This is a genomic window from Streptomyces sp. NPDC093510 (assembly GCF_040683555.1).
In the GTDB taxonomy this organism is placed as follows: domain Bacteria; phylum Actinomycetota; class Actinomycetes; order Streptomycetales; family Streptomycetaceae; genus Streptomyces.
Genome location: NZ_JBFBEE010000005.1, coordinates 101,559 through 119,651 on the forward strand (window position 1 = coordinate 101,559; position 18,093 = coordinate 119,651).

17 protein-coding genes are annotated in these 18,093 nt (G+C 71.6%); 7 read left to right on the forward strand and 10 right to left on the reverse strand.

What is annotated here, in order from left to right:
• Positions 1 to 155: 155 nt before the first annotated feature.
• From AB0N81_RS09710 to AB0N81_RS09720, 3 genes are read right to left on the reverse strand one after another with little or no spacing between them, the layout of a single operon-like run.
• Complete coding sequence (locus AB0N81_RS09710) at positions 156 to 698, reverse strand: putative immunity protein (protein ID WP_365357191.1); 543 nt, start codon at positions 696 to 698, stop codon at positions 156 to 158.
• Positions 699 to 719: 21 nt separating this feature from the next.
• Positions 720 to 1,205 (reverse strand): DinB family protein, encoded by a 486-nt coding sequence (locus AB0N81_RS09715; protein ID WP_365357192.1) that lies wholly within the window; start codon positions 1,203 to 1,205, stop codon positions 720 to 722.
• A 51-nt stretch (positions 1,206 to 1,256) separates the two neighbouring features.
• Positions 1,257 to 1,967, reverse strand: a complete 711-nt coding sequence (locus AB0N81_RS09720) for a class I SAM-dependent methyltransferase (protein WP_365357194.1) — start codon at positions 1,965 to 1,967, stop codon at positions 1,257 to 1,259.
• 131 nt (positions 1,968 to 2,098) lie between these two features.
• Here AB0N81_RS09720 and AB0N81_RS09725 point away from each other — a divergent pair, with 131 nt between their 5' ends.
• The 5 genes from AB0N81_RS09725 to AB0N81_RS09745 all read left to right on the forward strand — a co-directional run bounded on the left by AB0N81_RS09725 (position 2,099) and on the right by AB0N81_RS09745 (position 7,846).
• Positions 2,099 to 2,713: an XRE family transcriptional regulator gene (locus AB0N81_RS09725; protein ID WP_365357196.1), complete on the forward strand. Its 615-nt coding sequence runs from the start codon at positions 2,099 to 2,101 to the stop codon at positions 2,711 to 2,713.
• A 95-nt stretch (positions 2,714 to 2,808) separates the two neighbouring features.
• The gene (locus tag AB0N81_RS09730; RefSeq protein WP_365357197.1) at positions 2,809 to 3,081 is read left to right on the forward strand and encodes a hypothetical protein; all 273 of its coding nucleotides are present in this window, start codon (positions 2,809 to 2,811) and stop codon (positions 3,079 to 3,081) included.
• Between the two features lie 230 nt (positions 3,082 to 3,311).
• Positions 3,312 to 5,054 (forward strand): ABC-F family ATP-binding cassette domain-containing protein, encoded by a 1,743-nt coding sequence (locus tag AB0N81_RS09735; RefSeq protein WP_365357199.1) that lies wholly within the window; start codon positions 3,312 to 3,314, stop codon positions 5,052 to 5,054.
• Positions 5,055 to 5,315: 261 nt separating this feature from the next.
• Positions 5,316 to 7,307, forward strand: coding sequence for an N-acetylmuramoyl-L-alanine amidase (locus AB0N81_RS09740; protein WP_365357201.1), 1,992 nt, complete (start codon positions 5,316 to 5,318; stop codon positions 7,305 to 7,307).
• Between the two features lie 107 nt (positions 7,308 to 7,414).
• Positions 7,415 to 7,846 carry an NUDIX domain-containing protein gene (locus AB0N81_RS09745; RefSeq protein ID WP_365357203.1) on the forward strand — a complete coding sequence of 144 codons (432 nt, stop codon included), beginning with the start codon at positions 7,415 to 7,417 and terminating at the stop codon, positions 7,844 to 7,846.
• 15 nt (positions 7,847 to 7,861) lie between these two features.
• Here the strand turns inward: AB0N81_RS09745 and AB0N81_RS09750 are convergent, their stop codons facing one another.
• The gene (locus AB0N81_RS09750; protein WP_365357204.1) at positions 7,862 to 10,216 is read right to left on the reverse strand and encodes a glycoside hydrolase family 95 protein; all 2,355 of its coding nucleotides are present in this window, start codon (positions 10,214 to 10,216) and stop codon (positions 7,862 to 7,864) included.
• A 161-nt stretch (positions 10,217 to 10,377) separates the two neighbouring features.
• Positions 10,378 to 10,878, reverse strand: coding sequence for a hypothetical protein (locus AB0N81_RS09755; RefSeq protein WP_365357206.1), 501 nt, complete (start codon positions 10,876 to 10,878; stop codon positions 10,378 to 10,380).
• A gap of 144 nt (positions 10,879 to 11,022) precedes the next feature.
• On the opposite strand from AB0N81_RS09755, the gene AB0N81_RS09760 reads away from it, so the two are divergent.
• A complete protein-coding gene (locus AB0N81_RS09760) occupies positions 11,023 to 11,778 on the forward strand; it encodes a leucine-rich repeat domain-containing protein (RefSeq protein WP_365357494.1) in 756 nt (251 codons plus the stop codon).
• Between the two features lie 16 nt (positions 11,779 to 11,794).
• Here AB0N81_RS09760 and AB0N81_RS09765 read toward each other — a convergent pair whose 3' ends face one another.
• The 5 genes from AB0N81_RS09765 to AB0N81_RS09785 form a co-directional block, all read right to left on the reverse strand.
• Positions 11,795 to 12,037, reverse strand: a complete 243-nt coding sequence (locus tag AB0N81_RS09765; protein ID WP_365357207.1) for a DUF397 domain-containing protein — start codon at positions 12,035 to 12,037, stop codon at positions 11,795 to 11,797.
• 110 nt (positions 12,038 to 12,147) lie between these two features.
• The gene (locus AB0N81_RS09770) at positions 12,148 to 13,314 is read right to left on the reverse strand and encodes a thiolase domain-containing protein (RefSeq protein ID WP_365357495.1); all 1,167 of its coding nucleotides are present in this window, start codon (positions 13,312 to 13,314) and stop codon (positions 12,148 to 12,150) included.
• 7 nt (positions 13,315 to 13,321) lie between these two features.
• A complete protein-coding gene (locus AB0N81_RS09775; protein WP_365357209.1) occupies positions 13,322 to 14,404 on the reverse strand; it encodes a thiolase domain-containing protein in 1,083 nt (360 codons plus the stop codon).
• Positions 14,405 to 15,376 carry an OB-fold domain-containing protein gene (locus tag AB0N81_RS09780; protein WP_365357210.1) on the reverse strand — a complete coding sequence of 324 codons (972 nt, stop codon included), beginning with the start codon at positions 15,374 to 15,376 and terminating at the stop codon, positions 14,405 to 14,407.
• A gap of 95 nt (positions 15,377 to 15,471) precedes the next feature.
• A complete protein-coding gene (locus tag AB0N81_RS09785) occupies positions 15,472 to 16,272 on the reverse strand; it encodes a crotonase/enoyl-CoA hydratase family protein (RefSeq protein WP_365357212.1) in 801 nt (266 codons plus the stop codon).
• A gap of 210 nt (positions 16,273 to 16,482) precedes the next feature.
• Between AB0N81_RS09785 and AB0N81_RS09790 the strand changes: the two genes are divergently transcribed.
• Entirely contained in the window at positions 16,483 to 18,093 is a 1,611-nt protein-coding gene (locus AB0N81_RS09790) for an acyl-CoA synthetase (protein WP_365357213.1), read from the forward strand.

Below are 18,093 nucleotides of genomic sequence, written 5' to 3' on the forward strand. Positions count from 1 at the left end.
CATGGGGAAGATCGTTCGGCTGAAGTCCCATGGAGCCTTTCGCCGAGAGGCGACCGCCCTCCGCTCGCCACACTCAACGGCCCCGGCTGGTCTCCCCCGTCCAGCCGGGGCTTCTTCATGCCGCTCGCGGGAACGGCCCGCGGGTCATCGGTGGTTCAGTGACGGAGGTCCGCGTCCAGCGCGCGGATCAGCTCACCGACGCGTCCGCCACCGGTCGGCGCCGCCGGAAAGCGTTCGAGTACGTCGATGACGGCTGGTGTCGCCCGACGCGCCGCCCGGCCGATGTGTCCCGCACCGACGGTGCGATCGTCTCCCGCGACGAGCTCGGCCGCTCTGGCCGCGTGCGCGGCCGCTCCCAGAATGTGCTTGACCTGCGTGGCCTTGGCCAACGGATGCAGGTAGGCGGCGCCCGCAGCGGCCATCGCCGCCCGCGCGGCCTCCCGCGCCGCCGCGGTCTCCGTACTGTTGGCCGCCTTCAGCGCCGCCCACGCCGTGTCGCGCAGGGATTTCCCGCGCTCACCGCCCCGAGCGAACGCCCACGCGGCGTCGATCGCGTCCCGCGGCCGCGCGTCGTCCGGCTGATCGGCCTCGAACACCGCGAGCACCCCCTCCGCACATGCCGCGGCGAAGGCCGTGACCTCACGGAGGTCCTGCTTGCTCAGAACTGTCCCGGCCGTCTCGTTCACGTCGTGTGGCATGGCTCCATCTTCTCCGGCTCGTCAGCGGCCGGTCGATCCGTCGATCTGCTCGCGGAGGATGTCCGCGTGACCGGCGTGCCGTCCCGTCTCCTCGATCATGTGCACCAGGACCCATCGCATGGAGGGTCCAGGTCCCCGCCGCGGAGGCCGCGGGGCGAGGAACGCCAGATCCGGGCAGGCGCCGATGACCTCGTTCGCCCGCTGCACGCTCGTGCGGTAGTCGGCGAGCACGCTGTCGACGGTGTCCGTGGCGGACGGCCGCAGCGTCGCGGGCCAGTGGCCGGGCTCCTCGCCGAGGAAGTAGAACCGTTCCACGAACGCCAGGTGCTTGAGCAGCCCGAGAAGGCTGGTGCCCGAGGGCACTCCGGCCGTGCGGACCTGGGGTTCCGGCGCGCCCGCGACCTTGTCGGCGATCGAGTTCCGCAATTGGTCGAGGCAGCTCCGGAGGGTGGCCTTCTCGTCGTCGGCGGAGCCCGGAGGTGCGGTTTCCTTCATCTGGTTGCTCATCTGGTTGCTCCGTTCCGTCGAAGGGCGTGCCTGCCCCGTTCTGCCAGGGGGTCATGACCCCGCTCGCCGGACGAGCAGGACGTTGTCGATGACGGTGGCCGTCTCGCCGGTGGGGCCGGTGGCCTTGCAGCGGGGCATGTCGGCGCGGACGACGGACCAGCGCGCCGGGTCGAGATCCAGTTCGGCGGCGATCTCGGTGGGCGTGGGGTAATGGACGTCGGGTTCCTGGCTCCATGACCAGGGTGCGGTGGACCCGTGGTCGACGATCAGCAGTCGGCCCCCGGGGCGCAGGGCCTTCGCGGCGGTGCGCAGGATGCGGCTGCGGGGCAGCGCGAACGGGGTCTGGAAGTACTGGGCGGAGACGAGATCGAACCGGCCTGCCGGAAAGCTGCTCGTGAGGTCGTGCTGTTCGGTGGTGACGCGGTCCCCGACGCCGAGTTCCCCGGCGCGATCCTGCACGCGTTCGACCACGGTGGTGGAGATGTCGACGGCGGTGACGTGCCAGCCCTGCCGCGCGAGCCAGATGGTGTCGCCGCCGGCGCCGCAGCCGAGATCCAGGGCCGTCCCCGGGCGCAGGGGGGCGACGGTCTCGGCGAGCAGCGGATTGACGCGCCCGCCCCAGGTGCGCCGGGTGCGGTAGTGCCGCTCCCAGAACAGTTCGGCATCCGCGTCCGCGTCGGTTCCGGCGGTGGCGGTGGCGGTGGCAGCGGTGTCGGTGCCGGTGACCTCTGCGGTGGGCTGTCGGCGTCCGGTGGAATCCATGCGCGTACCCCTTCGTGGACCGGCGACGAGCGCGCTTCGATACGCGTTCTCCGACTCCGGTGATGTACCGACAGCATCGGCACCGCCTTTTCGCTCTTGCAAGAAAAATTGCGGATCCGCATCATCGGGCCATGGAGAGCAAGGAAGGCAAGAGCAGCAAGCACAACAGCGGCAACTCCGCGGAAGACGTGCTGGCCGGAGTCGGGCCGCGGCTGCGTGCCCTGCGCCGGGCGCGCGGCACCACCTTGGCGGCCCTGGCCGGCGAGACCGGCCTCACGGCGAGCACCCTGTCCCGCCTCGAGAACGGCAAGCTCCGCCCCACGCTGGAGCAGCTGCTGCCCCTGGCCCGGGCACACGACGTCCCGCTCGACGATCTCGTCGCGGCGCCGCCCACCGGCGACCCGCGCGTCCATCTGCGCCCCGTGCGGCGGGCCGGGCTGGTGATGGTGCCGCTGACGAGACGGCCCGGAGGCATCCAGGCGTACAAGGTGATCCATCCGCCCGCGGGCCGGGCGCCCACGACGAAGTTGCAGACCCACGAGGGATACGAGTGGTTCTACGTCCTCGACGGCCAGGTCAGGTTCGTGCTCGGGGAGCGGGAGTTCCGGCTCGGCGTCGGCGAGGCCGCGGAGTTCGACACCCGCGTCCCGCATTGGATCGGCAGCGCCGACAGCCGGCCCGCGGAACTGCTCGCCCTGTTCGGGGCCCAGGGAGAACGCGCACATCTGGCGCCGTCCGAGCACTGAGCGCGCGTCGAACGAGAGCGCTGTCCGCCCCAGACCTCGCTGTCAGACCTCACTATCAAACCTCGCTGTCAGTGGGGGCTGGAAGGCTGGACCGCATGGACAGCGACGACGAGCAGCTGCTGCGCGGCCGGGTCTACGGCCAGGATCACGAACGACCGGGCCCACGTCCGGGACAGTCCTACGCCGAGTTGGTCGGCGGCCCGCTGGACGGGTTGCTGCTCGACATCACCGGCTGGACGCAGGAGGAAGTCGACGCGGGCGTCGGCCTCCGGACCGAACTGGGGCGGTTCGGCGCCGACGGCCGGGCGACGTACCGTCCACGTCCCGGCGACCGGCGCCGCTTCGACTGGTCGGGAGACATCCGGTGACTGCTTCCGGTGACCGCGCGCCGACCACGGGACCGCCCCGGAAAACCCCAGGAGATCGAGAAGCCCCGCTGTTAGCATGATTGTCATGGCACGAGGTATCTGGTCGCAGAAGGTTCGCTCCGCCCGCTGACGGCGGCGCCTTCTCTCCACTGAGTCAGCGCTCGCCGTCCCGGTTCCCGCCGGGCGGCCGCCTTCCGCTGCCCGGCTCCACTGCGAGCTGCGGAGCACCCGTGAACCTCACCCCCTCCCCCGAAGCCACCTTCCCCGAAGCCGCGTCTCTGCCCAACGCCTCTCTGCCCATCGGCTCTCTGCCCATCGAGGCGGGCGGCAGCGCGCACATCCGCGCCGAGAACATCACCGTCACCCTGGGGTCCCGGCACGTCCTGGACGATGTCTCGCTCACCGTCTCCGCACGGTCGCGGACTGCCGTCGTCGGCGAGAACGGGCGGGGCAAGACGACACTGCTGCACGTCCTTGCCGGTCTGATCAGCCCCGACGAGGGCGCCGTGCACCGGGTCGGCACCATCGGCCTGGCCCGCCAGGAGCTGTCCGCGCGGGACGGCGAGACCGTCGGCACCCTCACGTCCGAGGCGCTGACCGCGTCACTCGCGGCCCTCGCCGCGCTGGACGAGGCGACCCTCGCCATGGCCGAGGGCGACCCCACGGCCGACGGCCGCTACGCGTCCGCGCTCGACGCCGCCACCCGGCTCGACGCGTGGGACGCCGAACGCCGCGTCGACGTCGCCCTCGAAGCCCTCGGCGCCTGCACCGACCGCGAACGCCCGCTGTCCGAGCTGTCGGTCGGACAGCGCTATCGGGTGCGGCTGGCGTGCCTGCTCGGCGCGCGGCACGACGTCCTGCTGCTCGACGAGCCGACCAATCACCTCGATGCCGCCGGGCTCGACTTCCTGACCCGCAGGCTGCGGGAGCACGACGGCGGCCTCGCCCTCGTCAGCCACGACCGGGCGCTGCTGCGTGACGTCGCGGACCGGTTCCTCGATCTCGATCCCACCCGCGACGGGCGGGCGCGCCTCTACGCCGGCGGTTACGACGCCTGGCAGGACGCGCGACGTCGCGAGCGCGAGCGCTGGGAGCAGGACCACGAGGAACAGCAGGAAGAGCACCGGCGGTTGCGGGACGCGGCGTCGAAGGCCCGCGACCGGCTCTCCACGGGGTGGCGGCCGGACAAGGGCACCGGCAAGCACCAGCGCCAGTCCCGGGCACCGGGTGTGGTCCAGGCACTGAAGCGGCAGCAGGATGCCCTGGAGGCGCACCGGATCGATGTGCCGGAGCCGCCGCCGGTCCTGCGGTGGCCCGACCCGGGTGTCAGGCCGGGCGCGCCGCAGCTGCGGGCGCACGGCGTCGTGGTCGAGGGGCGGCTCGCCGGTCCCGTCGACCTGACCCTGTCCGGCGGCGACCGGCTGCTCGTCACCGGGCCGAACGGCGCCGGAAAGTCCACGCTGCTGGCGGTGCTGGCCGGTTCGCTCGCGCCCACGGGCGGCTACGTCCGTACGGCGGCGGGGGCGCGGGTCGTCCGGGTGACCCAGGAGACCGCCGCGCAGGACCCCGGGCTCACCGCCCGCGAGGTGCACGCCCGGCACGTGGGGCGGCTGGTGGCCCGTGGCCTGCTCCGCGACGCCGACGCCGTCCCGCTCGGGTCGCTCGGCCTGCTGGACCGCGACGCGATGCGCACGCCGGTCGGGCGGATGTCGCAGGGTCAGCGGCGGCGTCTCGACCTGGCGTTGGCGCTGGCCGGGCGGCCCGGATCGGTACTGCTCGACGAGCCGACCAACCATCTGTCGTCGGCGCTGGTGGACGAGTTGACCGAGGCGATCCTCGGCACGAGCTCCGCCGTCGTGGTCGCGACCCATGACCGGCAGCTGTTGCGTGACCTGGCCGACTGGCCGCGTCTGGACGTGACGCGCATGCCTCGTGAGTCGAGCGGGGGTGAAGCCGCCGAGCCGCTGGACTGAATCCGGCCGCCGCTCCCCCGGCCGCTCCACCGAACAGGTGGATCTCCGCACCGCTCATTGGTCCACGCCACTGACGCGCCGCAGGCGGTGGGGCCCCTCTGGCGGAAACCCGCCCCTGACCCGCCGGGACCGGCGCTGACATGCGAAATCTCCTGCCCTGGGGATGATTGACGGATCGTCGGGGAGCCGGTACCACTGACGCACGCCCGGCCCCGCACGCCCCGTCACGCTTCATCGGCCCAGGAGTCCCAGGAGGCTGCATTGCGAGGATCCGACACCGCCCGTACCTCGTCCGCGCGCAGACGTGCCGTCAGAACGGCGGGCGCCCTCGCGTCGGCCGGTCTGCTGGTGCCGCTGCTCGGCGCGGCTCCGTCGTCCGGCGATTCCCAGCAGGCCCCCGCGGAGCGGCTCCAGAACGCCTTCGCGTCCGCCGCCGCCGAGTACCGCGTTCCCCAGAGCGTGCTGCTCGGCGTCTCCTACCTCCAGTCGCGCTGGGACGGGCACGGCGGCGCGGCCAGCGTCACCGGGGGCTACGGCCCCATGCACCTCACCGACGCCCGCACCGCCCTGGCCTCGGCCCCGCACCACAGTGAGGGCACGGAGGACCCGCGCGGCGACACCTCGCGCCCGGCCCCGCCGCCCAGGGCCGAGGTGCCCGATGAGTCCGAACTCCCGGCGCGTCTGCGGACGTTGCCCCGCGCGGCCGAGCTGACCGGCCGGTCGGCCGACGAACTGCGCACCGACGCCGCCGCGAACGTCGAGGGCGGCGCGGCCCTGCTCGCGACGGCCCAGCGCAAGCTCGGCAAACCGCTGAGCGGCGACCCCGCCGACTGGTACGGCGCCATCGCCCGCTTCTCCGGGGCGGACGACGAGGCCACCGCGGCCACGTACGCCAATGACGTGTTCGCCGTGATCCGGGACGGCGAGCGGCGCACGACGGACGCGGGCCAGCGCGTCGCGCTGGCGCCCGAGCCCGGCCTGAGGCCCGATGCCGCGCAGCTCAAGCGCATGGGTCTGCGCAAGGCGCCCACGGGTCCGACCGAGTGCCCGAGGACCGTTTCGTGCGAGTGGATTCCCGCGCCGTACGAGGAGTTCAAGGACCCCAACGGCAATCCGGACTACGGCAACCACGACCTGTCGGACCGGCCGAAGAGCCAGAGCATCGACTCGATCATCGTCCACGACACCGAGGGCAGGTGGGAAGGTGTCCTGAACATGGTGCAGGACCCCACCTACGTGTCGTGGCAGTACACCCTGCGCTCCACCGACGGCCACATCGCCCAACATGTGAAGGCCAAGGACGTCGCCTGGCACGCCGGAAACTGGTACGTGAACGCCAAGTCGATCGGCCTGGAGCACGAGGGCTTCCTCACCGCACCCGACACCTGGTACACGGAGGCGATGTACCGCTCGTCGGCCCGGCTGGTGAAGTACCTCGCGAAGAAGTACGGCATTCCGCTGGACCGCCAGCACATCCTCGGCCACGACAACGTCCAGGGCACCGTGCCCTCGTCGATCCCGGGCATGCACACGGACCCGGGGCCGTACTGGGACTGGCAGCACTACTTCCAGCTGCTCGGCAAGCCGTTCCACCGCACGGCGGGTCCGGGCAGCGGAGTGGTGACGGTGGCGCCCGAGTACTCCAAGAACCGTCCCGAGTACACGGGCTGCGTCAAGCCCGGCGAGAAGTGCGTGCCGCACGGTTCGGCCGCGGTGCGCGTCCACACGGAGCCGCGTGACGACGCGCCGCTGATCAAGGACATCGGCAAGCGTCCCGGCGGCCAGGCCTCCACGATCGACGTGAACGACGTCGGGGCGCGGCTCTCCACCGGTCAGCAGTACGCGGTCGCGGGGCGCGAGGGCGACTGGACGGCCGTCTGGTACCTCGGCCAGAAGGCCTGGTTCAAGAACCCGGCGAAGCAGCCCACCGCGGTCCCGGCGAAGGGGCTCCTGGTGACGCCGAAGGCCGGCGCGACCGAGATCCCGGTGTACGGGCGCGCGTACCCGGAGAAGGAGGCCTATCCGGCGGGCGTCCCCGTGCAGGCGGTCTCCCCGCTGCCGTACAAGATCCTCGCGGGCCAGAAGTACGTGGCGGGCGACAAGGTGCCGGGCGAGTACTTCTACTCCCCGACCTTCGACACCGCGCCGCACAGGGTGGTGCGCGGCAAGGACATGTACTACGTGATCCAGTACGGGCACCGGATCGGTTATGTGCGGGCGGCGGACGTGCAGGTGGCACGGCCGGGTTCGTAGCACCTTCGAGGACGGTCGGGTCCGGGCCTGCCGTGGGGGCGGGCTCGGACCCGACGTACGATCTGGGGGTCTCGAAGCGCACGGTGGGAAACTGCGGAGGTGCACAGGTGGGGAATCAGGTCCGATCGCGCGTGTCGGCGTACGCCGTCGCCACAGCGCGGGACGAACTGCTGCTGACCCAACTCTCCGACGCCTCACCGGTGTTCGAGCCCGGACTGTGGCATCTGCCCGGCGGCGGCATCGATCCGGGCGAGCAGCCGGAGGAGACGCTCGCACGCGAGCTGCACGAGGAGACCGGCCTCGAAGTGGTGTCCGCGCGTCTGGTGGACGCGCGGACGTACTCGGCCCGCCGGCTCGGCGTGAGCTGGCATCTGGTGGGGCTCTTCTACGTCGTCGAACTCGCGCCGGGGCCCGCCCGGGTCACCGTGACGGACGACTCCACGTCAGCCGTGGCCTGGATGCCCCTGTCCGGCCTGGACGAGTCGGCGCTGTCCCCGGCGGCGATCGACGGGATCGGGATGATCGGCGTCCACGCCTGACGGGTCGCCGCGCGTTCACGAGCGGCCGAAGACGTAGCGCTCCCCCGCGCGCGCCCTGACCTTTTTCGTGCCGCCGCTGAACAGGTGGCCGCGCAGGGTGAGTTCGCGTGTGCGCGAGGCCTTCAACACGACGCGGGTGGCGCGGCCCGCCGCCCAGTCGATGTCGACGGTCGCGCCGCCGCGGGCCCGCAGTCCGCGCACCGAGCCCTCGGGCCAGGTCGCGGGCAGCGCGGGCAGGATCTCGATCGCGTCGTGCTGGCTCTGCAGGAGCATCTCGACGATGCCCGATGTGGCGCCGAAGTTGCCGTCGATCTGGAACGGTGGATGCGTGTCCCAGAGGTTGGGCAGCGTCGAGGACTTCAGCTGTTCGCCGAGCATCTTGTGCGCGTGGTCGCCGTCGCGCAGACGCGCCCAGAAGTTGATCTTCCAGGCTTTGGACCAGCCGGTGCCGCCGTCGCCTCGCGCGGTGAGGGAGACCTTCGCCGCCTCGGCCCATGTGCTGCCGGGCTCGATCTGCCGGCCGGGGTGCAGTGCGTACAGGTGGGAGACGTGCCGGTGGTCGTCCGTCCGGTCGTCCAGGTCGGCCTTCCACTCCTGGAGTTGCCCCCAGGAGCCGATCCGCAGCCCGGGGTCGAGGGCGTCGAGCGTCTTCTCGAGATCGGCACGGAAGGACGGCGAGTCCCCGAGCACGCGGGCGGCTTCCAGTGTGTTGGTGAGCAGGTCGTGGACGATCTGCTGGGCCATCGCGCCGCCCGCGGTGAAGTCGCCGTGCTCGGGCGAGTAGCTGGGCGTGACGATCAGGGTGCCGTCGCGTGGGTCGGTGCGCAGGTTGTCGAGCCAGAACTCGGCGGCCTCCTTCATCGCCGGGTACGCGGTGGTGCGCAGATAGTCCGTGGAGCCGCCGAACCGGTAGTGCTCGTAGAGCTGCGCGGTGAGCCAGGCGGCGGCCTCGGGGAACCAGAACGCCGTCGACCAGTCGTGGACGCCGGTGAAGCCGTACGGATTGGTCTCGTTGTGCACCACCCAGCCGCGGCTGCCGAACATCTCCTGGGCCGTACGCCGGCCGGGCGCGCGCAGCGCCTCGACGAAGCGGTCGTACGGGGCGGTCGTCTCGGCGAGGTTCGCGGCCTCGGCGAGCCAGTAGTTCATCTGGAGGTTGATGTTGGTGTGGTAGTCGGCCGCCCAGGGCGGGGTGGTGCTGTTGTTCCAGACGCCCTGGAGGTTGGCGGGGAGCGATCCCGCGCGCGAAGAGGCGATCAGGAGGTAGCGGCCGTACTGGAAGAAGAGCGCCTCCAGGGCCCGGTCGGCGGTGTCGCCCGCCCCTGTCCCGTACTGCTCGAGCAGCCGGTCGGTGGGCACGCCCGCGGGCAGCGCCTGACCGATGTCGAGGGTGACGCGGTCGAAGAGGGCACGGTGGTCGCGCAGGTGGTGGGCGCGCAGCGTGCCGTGGCCCGCCGCCACCGCCTTGTCGACGGTGCGGGACACGGCGGCGTGCGGGTCCTCGCCCCGGTAGCCGGGGTAGGTGTCGGCGTAGTCCGTGCCCGCGGCGAGGACGAACCAGACGTGGTCGGCGCCGGTCACCGTGACGCTGCCGTCGTCGTTCGCGACGCTCGTGCCGCCCCGGTGCCGGACGCGCAGCTGCGCCTCGAACTTCAGCCCGTTGTCGGCGAGTTCGCCCCGTACGGTGATGCGGTCGCCGCTCGCCTTCGCGGTGCGGTCGGCGCGGGGCGAGGTGTGGCGGAAGGTGCAGGTGACCTGCGCGGGACGGTCGGCGGAGAGCCGGCCGACGATCACCCCATGGGGGTACGAGGCGAAGAACTCCCTTCGGTGTCGCGCCTGTTCGTGGAGGTACGTGACAGTCGCTAGGCCCCGGCCGAGGTCGAGGGCGCGGCGGTACGTGGCGTCGGGTACGGCCGGGGCGCCCGGCACGTCGATGTGGAGGTCGCCGAAGGTCTGGTGGGCGCCGTAGCCGCGCCGGGCCTGGCCGAGCCCGGCCGCGACCGCGTCCGGGGCGAGCCGCCCCTTCTCGTCGAGCTCGTCGCGCACGGCGTCGAGGGCGCCGGGGCGTGGCTCGCGCCAGTTGCCGGAGTCGTAGCCCTCCCGGGAGCCGGGCCCGCCGGTCCACAGGGTCTTCTCGTTGAACTGGAGCCGCTCGGAGGTGAGGGTGCCGAAGACCATGGCGCCCAGGGCGCCATTGCCGACGGGCAGGGCCTCGCGTTCCCAGTCGGCCGCGGGGGCGTCGTACCAGAGCAACAAGTCATCGGATGTGTCACGATCCGCGTCTTCGGAAGCCGCTGAGGCCGTCCGGGGGCCGCCGAGCGTGCCACCGTTCGCCGCGATGGCGGCAGCACCGCCGAGAGCGGTCCTCATGGTCGTCCTTCGCGTGATCCCCTGAGTCATGAGCGGTCACGCTAAAGGTCCGATGACTGGGCTGGCAAGGGCACGACACAAAACTGCCCCGCTCCTTGAAGCGGAGCGGGGCAGTACGGAGAAAGGAGGGGCAGTACCCGTGACGGGGAGGTGCCGGGTCGTCAGCCCTGCTGGAAGAGCTCCGCGGGCAGCGGCTTCAGGAGCGCGTACAGGTCATCGGTGATCGGCCGGTCCCAGGCGGCGATGGTCACCAGGACGTTGTCACTGCGGTCGAACTGCACGCAGGAGATCCGGCCCTCGGAGAGCTTGAGACGGCGCACGATGAGGAGGTTGTCGCCCTGCATCACCGGCACGTCCTCGGTGGAGACGACCGTGATGTCCTCGTCGTTCTCCAGGGCGAGGAGCAGCTGGGCCACCTCGAAGGGGACCTCGCCCTCGGCGGTCTCGCGCGCGGGCGAGCCCTCGGGAAGGTTACCGATGATCATCGCGGGGCCGCGGCCGCCGAACAGGTCGTAGCGCAGGAAGACGCCCTGGCAGCTGCCGTCGGGGGCGGGCAGCAGGCCCGCGCCGAGATTGCCGGGCCAGTCACCGGGGTCCATGGCCAGGACATCGAAGTCCGGGCCCGCGGGAGTGGCGGAGCTGCGGCGGCGGAGGAAGGACATGCGCCCATGGTACGTGGCCCGCGGGGCGTTCCGGCGCGGGGGCGGGCGCGCCTCGCGCGCGTGGGGAACGGCGCGACCAGCGACGGAGCCGCCGCGCTGCGCCGCCGCGACCGAATTCCGGCGCGAGGCTCCGCCCCGGGCACAATGGCGCAACCATCGACCGCGGAGACCAACGTGACCGACCGATCCGTACTGAACTACTGGCGCGCCGGCCTCGACGACGTGCCCGACGAGGTCTGGCTGCGTCCAGAACTGAAGGTGCTGCTCCTGCCCGACAACGCGCTCACCGGGCTCCCCGGCCGCATCGGCACGCTCACCTCTCTGCACACCCTCGATCTCGGCCACAACAAGCTGCGCGCGGTCCCCGAGGAGCTCGGCGACCTCACGGCTCTCAGCCGTTTCCTCTATCTGCACGACAACGCGCTCACCGAGCTTCCCGCGTCCCTGGGCCGTCTCACCCGGCTCGCGTATCTGAACGTCGGCGAGAACCGTCTGACGGCGCTCCCCGAGACGCTCGGCGGCCTGGCCGGACTCGTGGAACTGCGCGTCCAGCACAACGAGTTGACCCGCCTGCCCGAGTCGGTCGGCTCACTCTCCGCCCTCCGGGAACTCTGGCTGCGCGGCAACCGACTGACCCGTCTCCCGACGGGCGTCGGCCGCCTCACCGAGCTGCGCGAACTGGAGCTGCGCGAGAACGCCTTCACGGACGTACCGGACGCCCTGCGCGGCCTGCCCCTGCTGCGCCGCGTCGACCTGCGCGCCAATCACCTCACTGACCTGCCCGCCTGGGTGGCGGAGTTGCCCGCTCTGGAGAAACTGGACCTGCGCTGGAACGACGTGCACATCAGCGACCACGTCCTGCGGGCCCTCGACGCCCGGGGCTGCGTGGTGCTGCGTTGAGCGTGGCGCACGCCCGCTATGTCAGATCGAACTCGCCCTCCCGGGCGCCGTGGACGAAGGCTCCCCACTCCGCCGGGGTGAAGATCAGGGAAGGACTCTCCGGGCGGCCACTGTTGCGCATGGCGACGAAACCCTCGATGAAGGCGATCTCCACGTCGCCGCGGCCCTCGCTGCTCGATCGCCAGTCCGCCGTGCTGAGGTCGAGCTCCGGCTTGTCCCAGCCCGCGAGCGGATGCTGCTGAGTGGTGCTGTCGGCCACGTCCGTGCTCCTCCCGAATACGTCGGTCGGGCGCCAGCCTAGCTTTCGCTCCGGGCGCCGGACAGGCCGCGGTGGCAGGACCTCGATCCGTCCGGCGCCACCGGCCCCTGTCAGGTGGTGGGCGGTTCGGCGCCGACGAGCCACATGGAGAAGAACTGCGCGCCTCCTCCGTAGGCGTGCCCTAGTGCCTTGCGTGCTCCCGCCACTTGGTGCTCACCCGCCAGGCCGCGCACCTGAAGTGCCGCTTCGGCGAAGCGGATCATGCCGGAGGCCCCGATGGGGTTGGTGGACAGGACGCCGCCGGACATGTTCACGGGGAGGTCGCCGTCCAGTTCCGTGACACCGGCCTCGGTGAGCTTCCAGCCCTCGCCCTCCGCCGCGAAGCCGAGGTTCTCCAGCCACATCGGCTCGTACCAGGAGAACGGCACGTACATCTCGACTGCGTCGATCTCCCGGCGCGGGTCCGCGATGCCGGCCTGCCGGTAGACGTCGGCCGCGCAGTCCTTGCCCGCCTGCGGGGACACGAAGTCCTTGCCCGCGAACAGCGTCGGCTCGCTGCGCATCGCCCCGCCGTGCATCCAGGCCGGCGGCCGGGGCGCACGGGCCGCGCCCGTACGGTCGGTGAGGATCATCGCGCAGGCGCCGTCGGAGGACGGGCAGGTCTCCGAGTAGCGGATCGGGTCCCAGAGCATCGGCGAGGCCTGGACCTTCTCCAGGGTGATGTCGTGCTCGTGGAGGTGTGCGAAGGGGTTCTTCAGGGCGTTGCGGCGGTCCTTGTACGCGACGAGTGAGCCGACCGTGTCCGGGGCCCCGGTGCGCCGCATGTAGGCGCGCACGTGCGGGGCGAAGAAGCCGCCGGCGCCGGCGAGCAGGGGCTGCTGGAAGGGGATCGGCAGCGACAGGCCCCACATGGCGTTGGATTCCGACTGCTTTTCGAAGGCGAGAGTGAGGACGGTGCCGTGGACGCGCCCCGCGACGAGGTTCGCGGCGACGAGTGCCGTGGAGCCGCCGACGGAGCCCGCCGTGTGGACGCGGAGCATGGGTTTGCCGACGGCGCCGAGCGCGTCGGCGAGATACAGCTCGGGCATCATGACGCCCTCGAAGAAGTCGGGCGCCTTGCCGATGACGACGGCGTCTATGTCGTCCCACGTCAACTCCGCGTCGACGAGGGCGCTTTGAGCCGCCTCGCGGACCAGGCCCGCGATCGACACGTCGCGCCGCGCGGCCACGTGCTTGGTCTGGCCGATCCCGACGACCGCCACGGGTTCCTTGGACACGGGTCCCTCAGACACGTGTGTCTCCTTCCAGGACGGCGACCAGGTTCTGCTGGAGGCAGGGCCCGGACGTGGCGTGGGCGACGGCACGGTCCGACGCGCCCCGGTGGATGCGGGCGGCGGCCTCACCGAGCCGGATGAGTCCGGCGGCCATCATCGGGTTGGCGGCGAGGGCGCCGCCGGAGGGGTTGACGGCGACGTCGTCCGTCAGTTCCAGGGCCTTGCGCAGGATGATCTCCTGCGAGGTGAAGGGGGCGTGCAACTCGGCGGTGTCGACGGGGCGTTCGTGGACGCCGGCGCGCTCGGCGGCCAGGCGTGTCGACGGCGAGTCGGTGAGGTCGCGGACGCCGAGGCCGTGCGCCTCGATGCGGTGGTCGATGCCGCGTATCCACGCGGGCCGCCCGCAGAGCTCCCGGGCCCGCTCGCCCGCGGCGAGGATCACGGCCGCCGCCCCGTCGCCGATCGGCGGGCAGTCCCCGGTGCGCAGGGGTCGTACGGCATACCCGCCCTGCTCGACCGAACCGGTCAGCTGTGCGTGGGAGTTGGCGGTGGCGTCGGTACGGCTGCGGTGGGCGACGCCGGCGAGAGCGGGCTCGTCGGTCTCCCCCGCGTCGATCAGCGCCTGCGCCTGGAGCGCGGCGAGCGCCACGGAGTCGGGCCACAGCGGGGCGACGTAGTACGGGTCGAGCTGCCGGGTCAGCACATCGCGTACGGAGCCGGGTGACGACTTGCCGTAGGAGTAGACGAGCGCGGTGTCGGCCTCGCCGGTCTGCAGCTTCACCCACGCCTCGTACAGCGCCCAGGCGCCGTCCATCTCGACGTGCGACTCGGAGATCGGCGGCCAGGCGCCCACCCCGTCGAGGGCCATCGTGAAGGAGAAGGCCCGGCCCGCGAGGTAGTCCGACGAGCCGGAGCAGGTGAAGCCGATGTCGCTGGTCTTCATGCCGGTGGCGGCGAGGACCTCGTGCAGCACCGGCATGAGCATCTCCACCTCGGAGAGCTCGTCGGAGGTGCGCCGGTGGTCGCTCTGCCCGAACGCGACGATGGCGACGTCGCGGGCGGGCCGCAGCACGGAGGGCTTGCGTGACGCCATCTACACCAGCTCCTTGTACGTGTCGTAGTCGGCGTCGGGTTCGCCGGTGGGCCGGTAGTGGTCGGGAAAGCGGCCGCCCTCGGTCCATACCGGTTCGACGCGCAGGCCCATGCGGACCTGGTCGTAGGGGATGCCGGCGATGCGTGCGTGCAGGGCGAGGTCCGCGCCGTCGAGGGCGATGTGCGCGTAGACGTAGGGGACTTCGATGGCGTCGTTCATGGCGTTCTTCGCCTTGATGTTGACGATGCAGTACGTCGTGACCGTGCCGCGCGGTCCCACCTCCACCCGTTCCGCCGTGGCGATCCCGCAGGTGGGGCAGGCGCCGCGGGGCGGGACGTACACCTTTTGACAGGACGGGCAGCGTTCACCGACGGTTTTGCGGGCGGAGAGCGCGTTGATGTACGCGGTCTGTGCGCGGCCCGGCGAGTAGGTGTAGTCGAGCCGTGCGGCCGCGACGATCCCGGTGACGGCGTCGTCGAACTCGCCGCTGTGGGCGGCGGGCCGGGTCTGCCCCGCGGTCCCCTCGTACGCCTCGAAGCAGGCGATGTCCGTGATGGCGCCGACGCGTTCGGGTGCCCAGCGGATCCGGACGCGCATCCCGGTGCGCACGGCGTCGGGGCCCGGCGCGTCGAGGGCGTGGAGCAGGGCGGTGTCGGCGCCGTCGAGCTTGACAAGGACCCAGGCGAAGGGGGTGTCGAGGGGCTGGCCGCGGCGGGGTTCGTGGTTCCAGGCCCAGGTGGTGACGGTGCCGGTCGTGGCGACCTGGACGAGGTCGCGTATCTCCTCGGCGGTCACGGGGTCGTACTCGACGGGCGGCACGAGCGTGCGGCCGTCCCCGGTCCTGACCCCGAGCACGGTGCGCTCGCGCAGCCCGGTCAGGAAGGCGCTCTGCACGGGCCCGAGGGAGCGGGTGAAGGGGAACTCGACGACGAGAGGCGCGCGCAGCACCTCCGGTGAGGGAGCGGATGCCATCAGCGAACTCCTTTTGCTGGAGGAACGGAGGCGGCGCCCGGCAGGGGCGCGAGGACGTACGACGGGCCGGAAACAGCCCGCGGACGTGACACGACTCAGGCGCGCCGGAAGACGGGCGCCCGCTTCTCCGCGAAGGCTCGGGAACCCTCCTTCGCGTCAGCCGTGTCGAAGACCGGCCACCCCCGCTTCAACTCGGCCGCGAGCCCTTCCGTCTCCGTCAGCTCAGCCGCCTCGTACACGGATGCCTTGACCGCCTCCACGGCCAGTGGCCCGCACGCGTTGATCTGTTCGGCGATGACGAGGGCCTTGTCCAGCGCGGTGCCGTCCGGCACGACCTGCCCGATCAGGCCGATCGACGCGGCCTCGGCCGCCGCGTACGGACGCCCGGTGAGCAGCATTTCGAGGGCGTGCGTGCGGGGGATCTGGCGCGGGAGGCGGACGGTCGAGCCGCCGATCGGGAACAGCCCCCGCTTCACCTCGAAGAGCCCGAACGTCGCCGATTCGCCCGCGACGCGGATGTCGGTGCCCTGAAGGATCTCCGTGCCGCCCGCCACGCAGTAGCCCTCGACGGCGGCGATGACGGGTTTGCGGGGGCGGTGGTGGCGCAGCATCGCCTTCCAGTGCAGATCGGGGTCGGCCGTCAGCCGGTCCCGGTGCCGCTCGCCCTCCATGCCCTTGCCGGCGAGGGCCTTGAGGTCCATGCCCGCGCAGAACGAGCCGCCCGCGCCCGTGAGCACGATGGAGCGGACCTCGTCGTCCTCGTCGGCCTCGATCCACCCGTCGTAGAGGCCCACGAGCATCGCGAGCGACAGGGCGTTCTTCGCCTCGGGCCTGTTCAGCGTGAGTATCAGTGTGGCGCCTTCGCGCCGCACGGTGAGGTGTTCGGTCCCACCCATGTGCCGTGCTCCTTCCATCGACGGCCGACGGACGGCCGGCCCGGCGCCTTTGGACCTGGAACAGGTTGCAGCAGCAGAGGAGCCAGTTCAAGAGTTTTCTGACACCCAGTCAGTTTTGTTGTGCGGGGGCCCTTCCCAGTTGTGGGTGCCTCTGCTCTGATGACCGCCAAGCGAGACGTCACTGTGGGTGCCGGGGTCAGGAGGAGTGCGGTGGAGTACAACCTTGCCGACCTGTTCGAGTCGGTCGTCGACGTGGTCCCCGAACGCGAGGCGCTCGTCTACATCGACCATCCCGGCACGGGCGCGGAGCGCCGACTGACCTACGCCGAGCTCGACGCGGCCGCCAACCGCATCGCCCACCACTTGATCGACAGCGGCCTGAAGCCCGGCGAGCACCTCGGCCTGCACCTGTACAACGGCGTCGAGTACCTCCAGACGGTCCTCGGCTGCCTCAAGGCGCGCCTCGTGCCGGTCAACGTCAACTACCGTTACGTCGAAGAGGAATTGGTCTACCTCTACCGTGACGCCGACCTCGCCGCGCTCGTCTTCGACGCCGAGTTCACGGAGCGCGTCGCGGCGGCGCTGCCCCGCACGGAGAAGCTGCGGCACCTGATCCGGGTGGGAGCCTCTCGCGCGGACGCGCCCCGGCTCGACGCGGTGGCCTTCATCGACGCGGAGACGGCGGGCTCGCCGCGGCGCGGGTTCGGGCCGCGCTCGGCCGACGACCTGTTCATCATCTACACCGGCGGCACGACCGGTATGCCCAAGGGCGTCATGTGGCGTCAGGAGGACCTGTTCTTCGCCGGGCTCTTCGGCGGCGAGCCCGCGGGCGAGCCGGTGAAGCGGCCCGAGGAGCTGGCCGAGCGCGTGGCGGCGGGCGGACCCGGCATCACCTTCTTCCCCACTCCCCCGCTCATGCACGGCACATCGACGCTGACGTCGTTCATCGCCTTCAACTACGGGCAGCGCGTGGCCCTGCACCGCAAGTACGTACCCGAAGAGGTGTTGCGCACGATCGCGAAGGAGAAGGTGTCGAGCGTGTCGCTGGTCGGTGACGCCATGCTCAGGCCGCTGATCGACGCGCTGCGCGGCCCGCTCCAGGGCGTCGACCTCTCGTCGCTGTTCAGCGTCTCCTCGTCCGGGGCGATCATGTCGGAGACGGTCCGCGCCCAGTTCCAGGAGCTCGTGCCGAACGTCCTGCTCCTGAACAACTTCGGCTCCTCCGAGTCCGGCTCCAACGGCAAGGCGACGGACGACTCCGGCCCGGAGAGGGGCTTCCGCCTGGAGGTCAACGAGCGTACGCGGGTGGTGGACCCGGCGACGCACGAGCCGGTCCCGGTGGGCGAGCCCGGCCGCCTCGCCCAGCGCGGTCACGTACCGCTCGGCTACTACAACGACCCGGGGAAATCGGCCGAGACGTTCTTCCAGAAGGACGACGAGCGCTGGGTGCTGCTCGGCGACATGGCGACGGTCGACGAGGACGGCATCGTGACCGTGCTCGGCCGCGGCTCGCAGTGCATCAACACGGGCGGCGAGAAGGTGTACCCGGAGGAGGTCGAGCAGGCGCTCAAGTCGCATCCCGACGTGTACGACGCGCTGGTGACCGGGGTCCCCGACGAGCGGTGGGGCAGCAGGGTGGCCGCGGTCGTGCAACTCCGTCCCGGGGCACCCTCGTTGGACCTGGAAGCGGTTCAGGCCCACTGCCGCGCGCTGCTCGCCGGGTACAAGATCCCGCGGTCCGTGGTCTTCGCGGACCACATACAGCGTTCGCCCAGCGGTAAGGCGGACTACCGCTGGGCGAAGGCTGTGGCAGCCGGTTAG

Excerpts from the sequence above, each read along its gene's own strand:
- AB0N81_RS09725 (WP_365357196.1), top strand. The coding sequence starts at position 2,099 with ATGGAGAGCAAGGAAGGCAAGAGCAGCAAGCACAACAGCGGCAACTCC.
- AB0N81_RS09715 (WP_365357192.1), bottom strand. The coding sequence starts at position 1,205 with ATGAGCAACCAGATGAAGGAAACCGCACCTCCGGGCTCCGCCGACGAC.
- AB0N81_RS09720 (WP_365357194.1), bottom strand. The coding sequence starts at position 1,967 with ATGGATTCCACCGGACGCCGACAGCCCACCGCAGAGGTCACCGGCACC.
- AB0N81_RS09710 (WP_365357191.1), bottom strand. The coding sequence starts at position 698 with ATGCCACACGACGTGAACGAGACGGCCGGGACAGTTCTGAGCAAGCAG.
- AB0N81_RS09785 (WP_365357212.1), bottom strand. The coding sequence starts at position 16,272 with ATGGGTGGGACCGAACACCTCACCGTGCGGCGCGAAGGCGCCACACTG.
- AB0N81_RS09775 (WP_365357209.1), bottom strand. The coding sequence starts at position 14,404 with ATGGCGTCACGCAAGCCCTCCGTGCTGCGGCCCGCCCGCGACGTCGCC.
- AB0N81_RS09730 (WP_365357197.1), top strand. The coding sequence starts at position 2,809 with ATGGACAGCGACGACGAGCAGCTGCTGCGCGGCCGGGTCTACGGCCAG.
- AB0N81_RS09780 (WP_365357210.1), bottom strand. The coding sequence starts at position 15,376 with ATGGCATCCGCTCCCTCACCGGAGGTGCTGCGCGCGCCTCTCGTCGTC.
- AB0N81_RS09750 (WP_365357204.1), bottom strand. The coding sequence starts at position 10,216 with ATGAGGACCGCTCTCGGCGGTGCTGCCGCCATCGCGGCGAACGGTGGC.
- AB0N81_RS09755 (WP_365357206.1), bottom strand. The coding sequence starts at position 10,878 with ATGTCCTTCCTCCGCCGCCGCAGCTCCGCCACTCCCGCGGGCCCGGAC.
- AB0N81_RS09760 (WP_365357494.1), top strand. The coding sequence starts at position 11,023 with ATGGCGCAACCATCGACCGCGGAGACCAACGTGACCGACCGATCCGTA.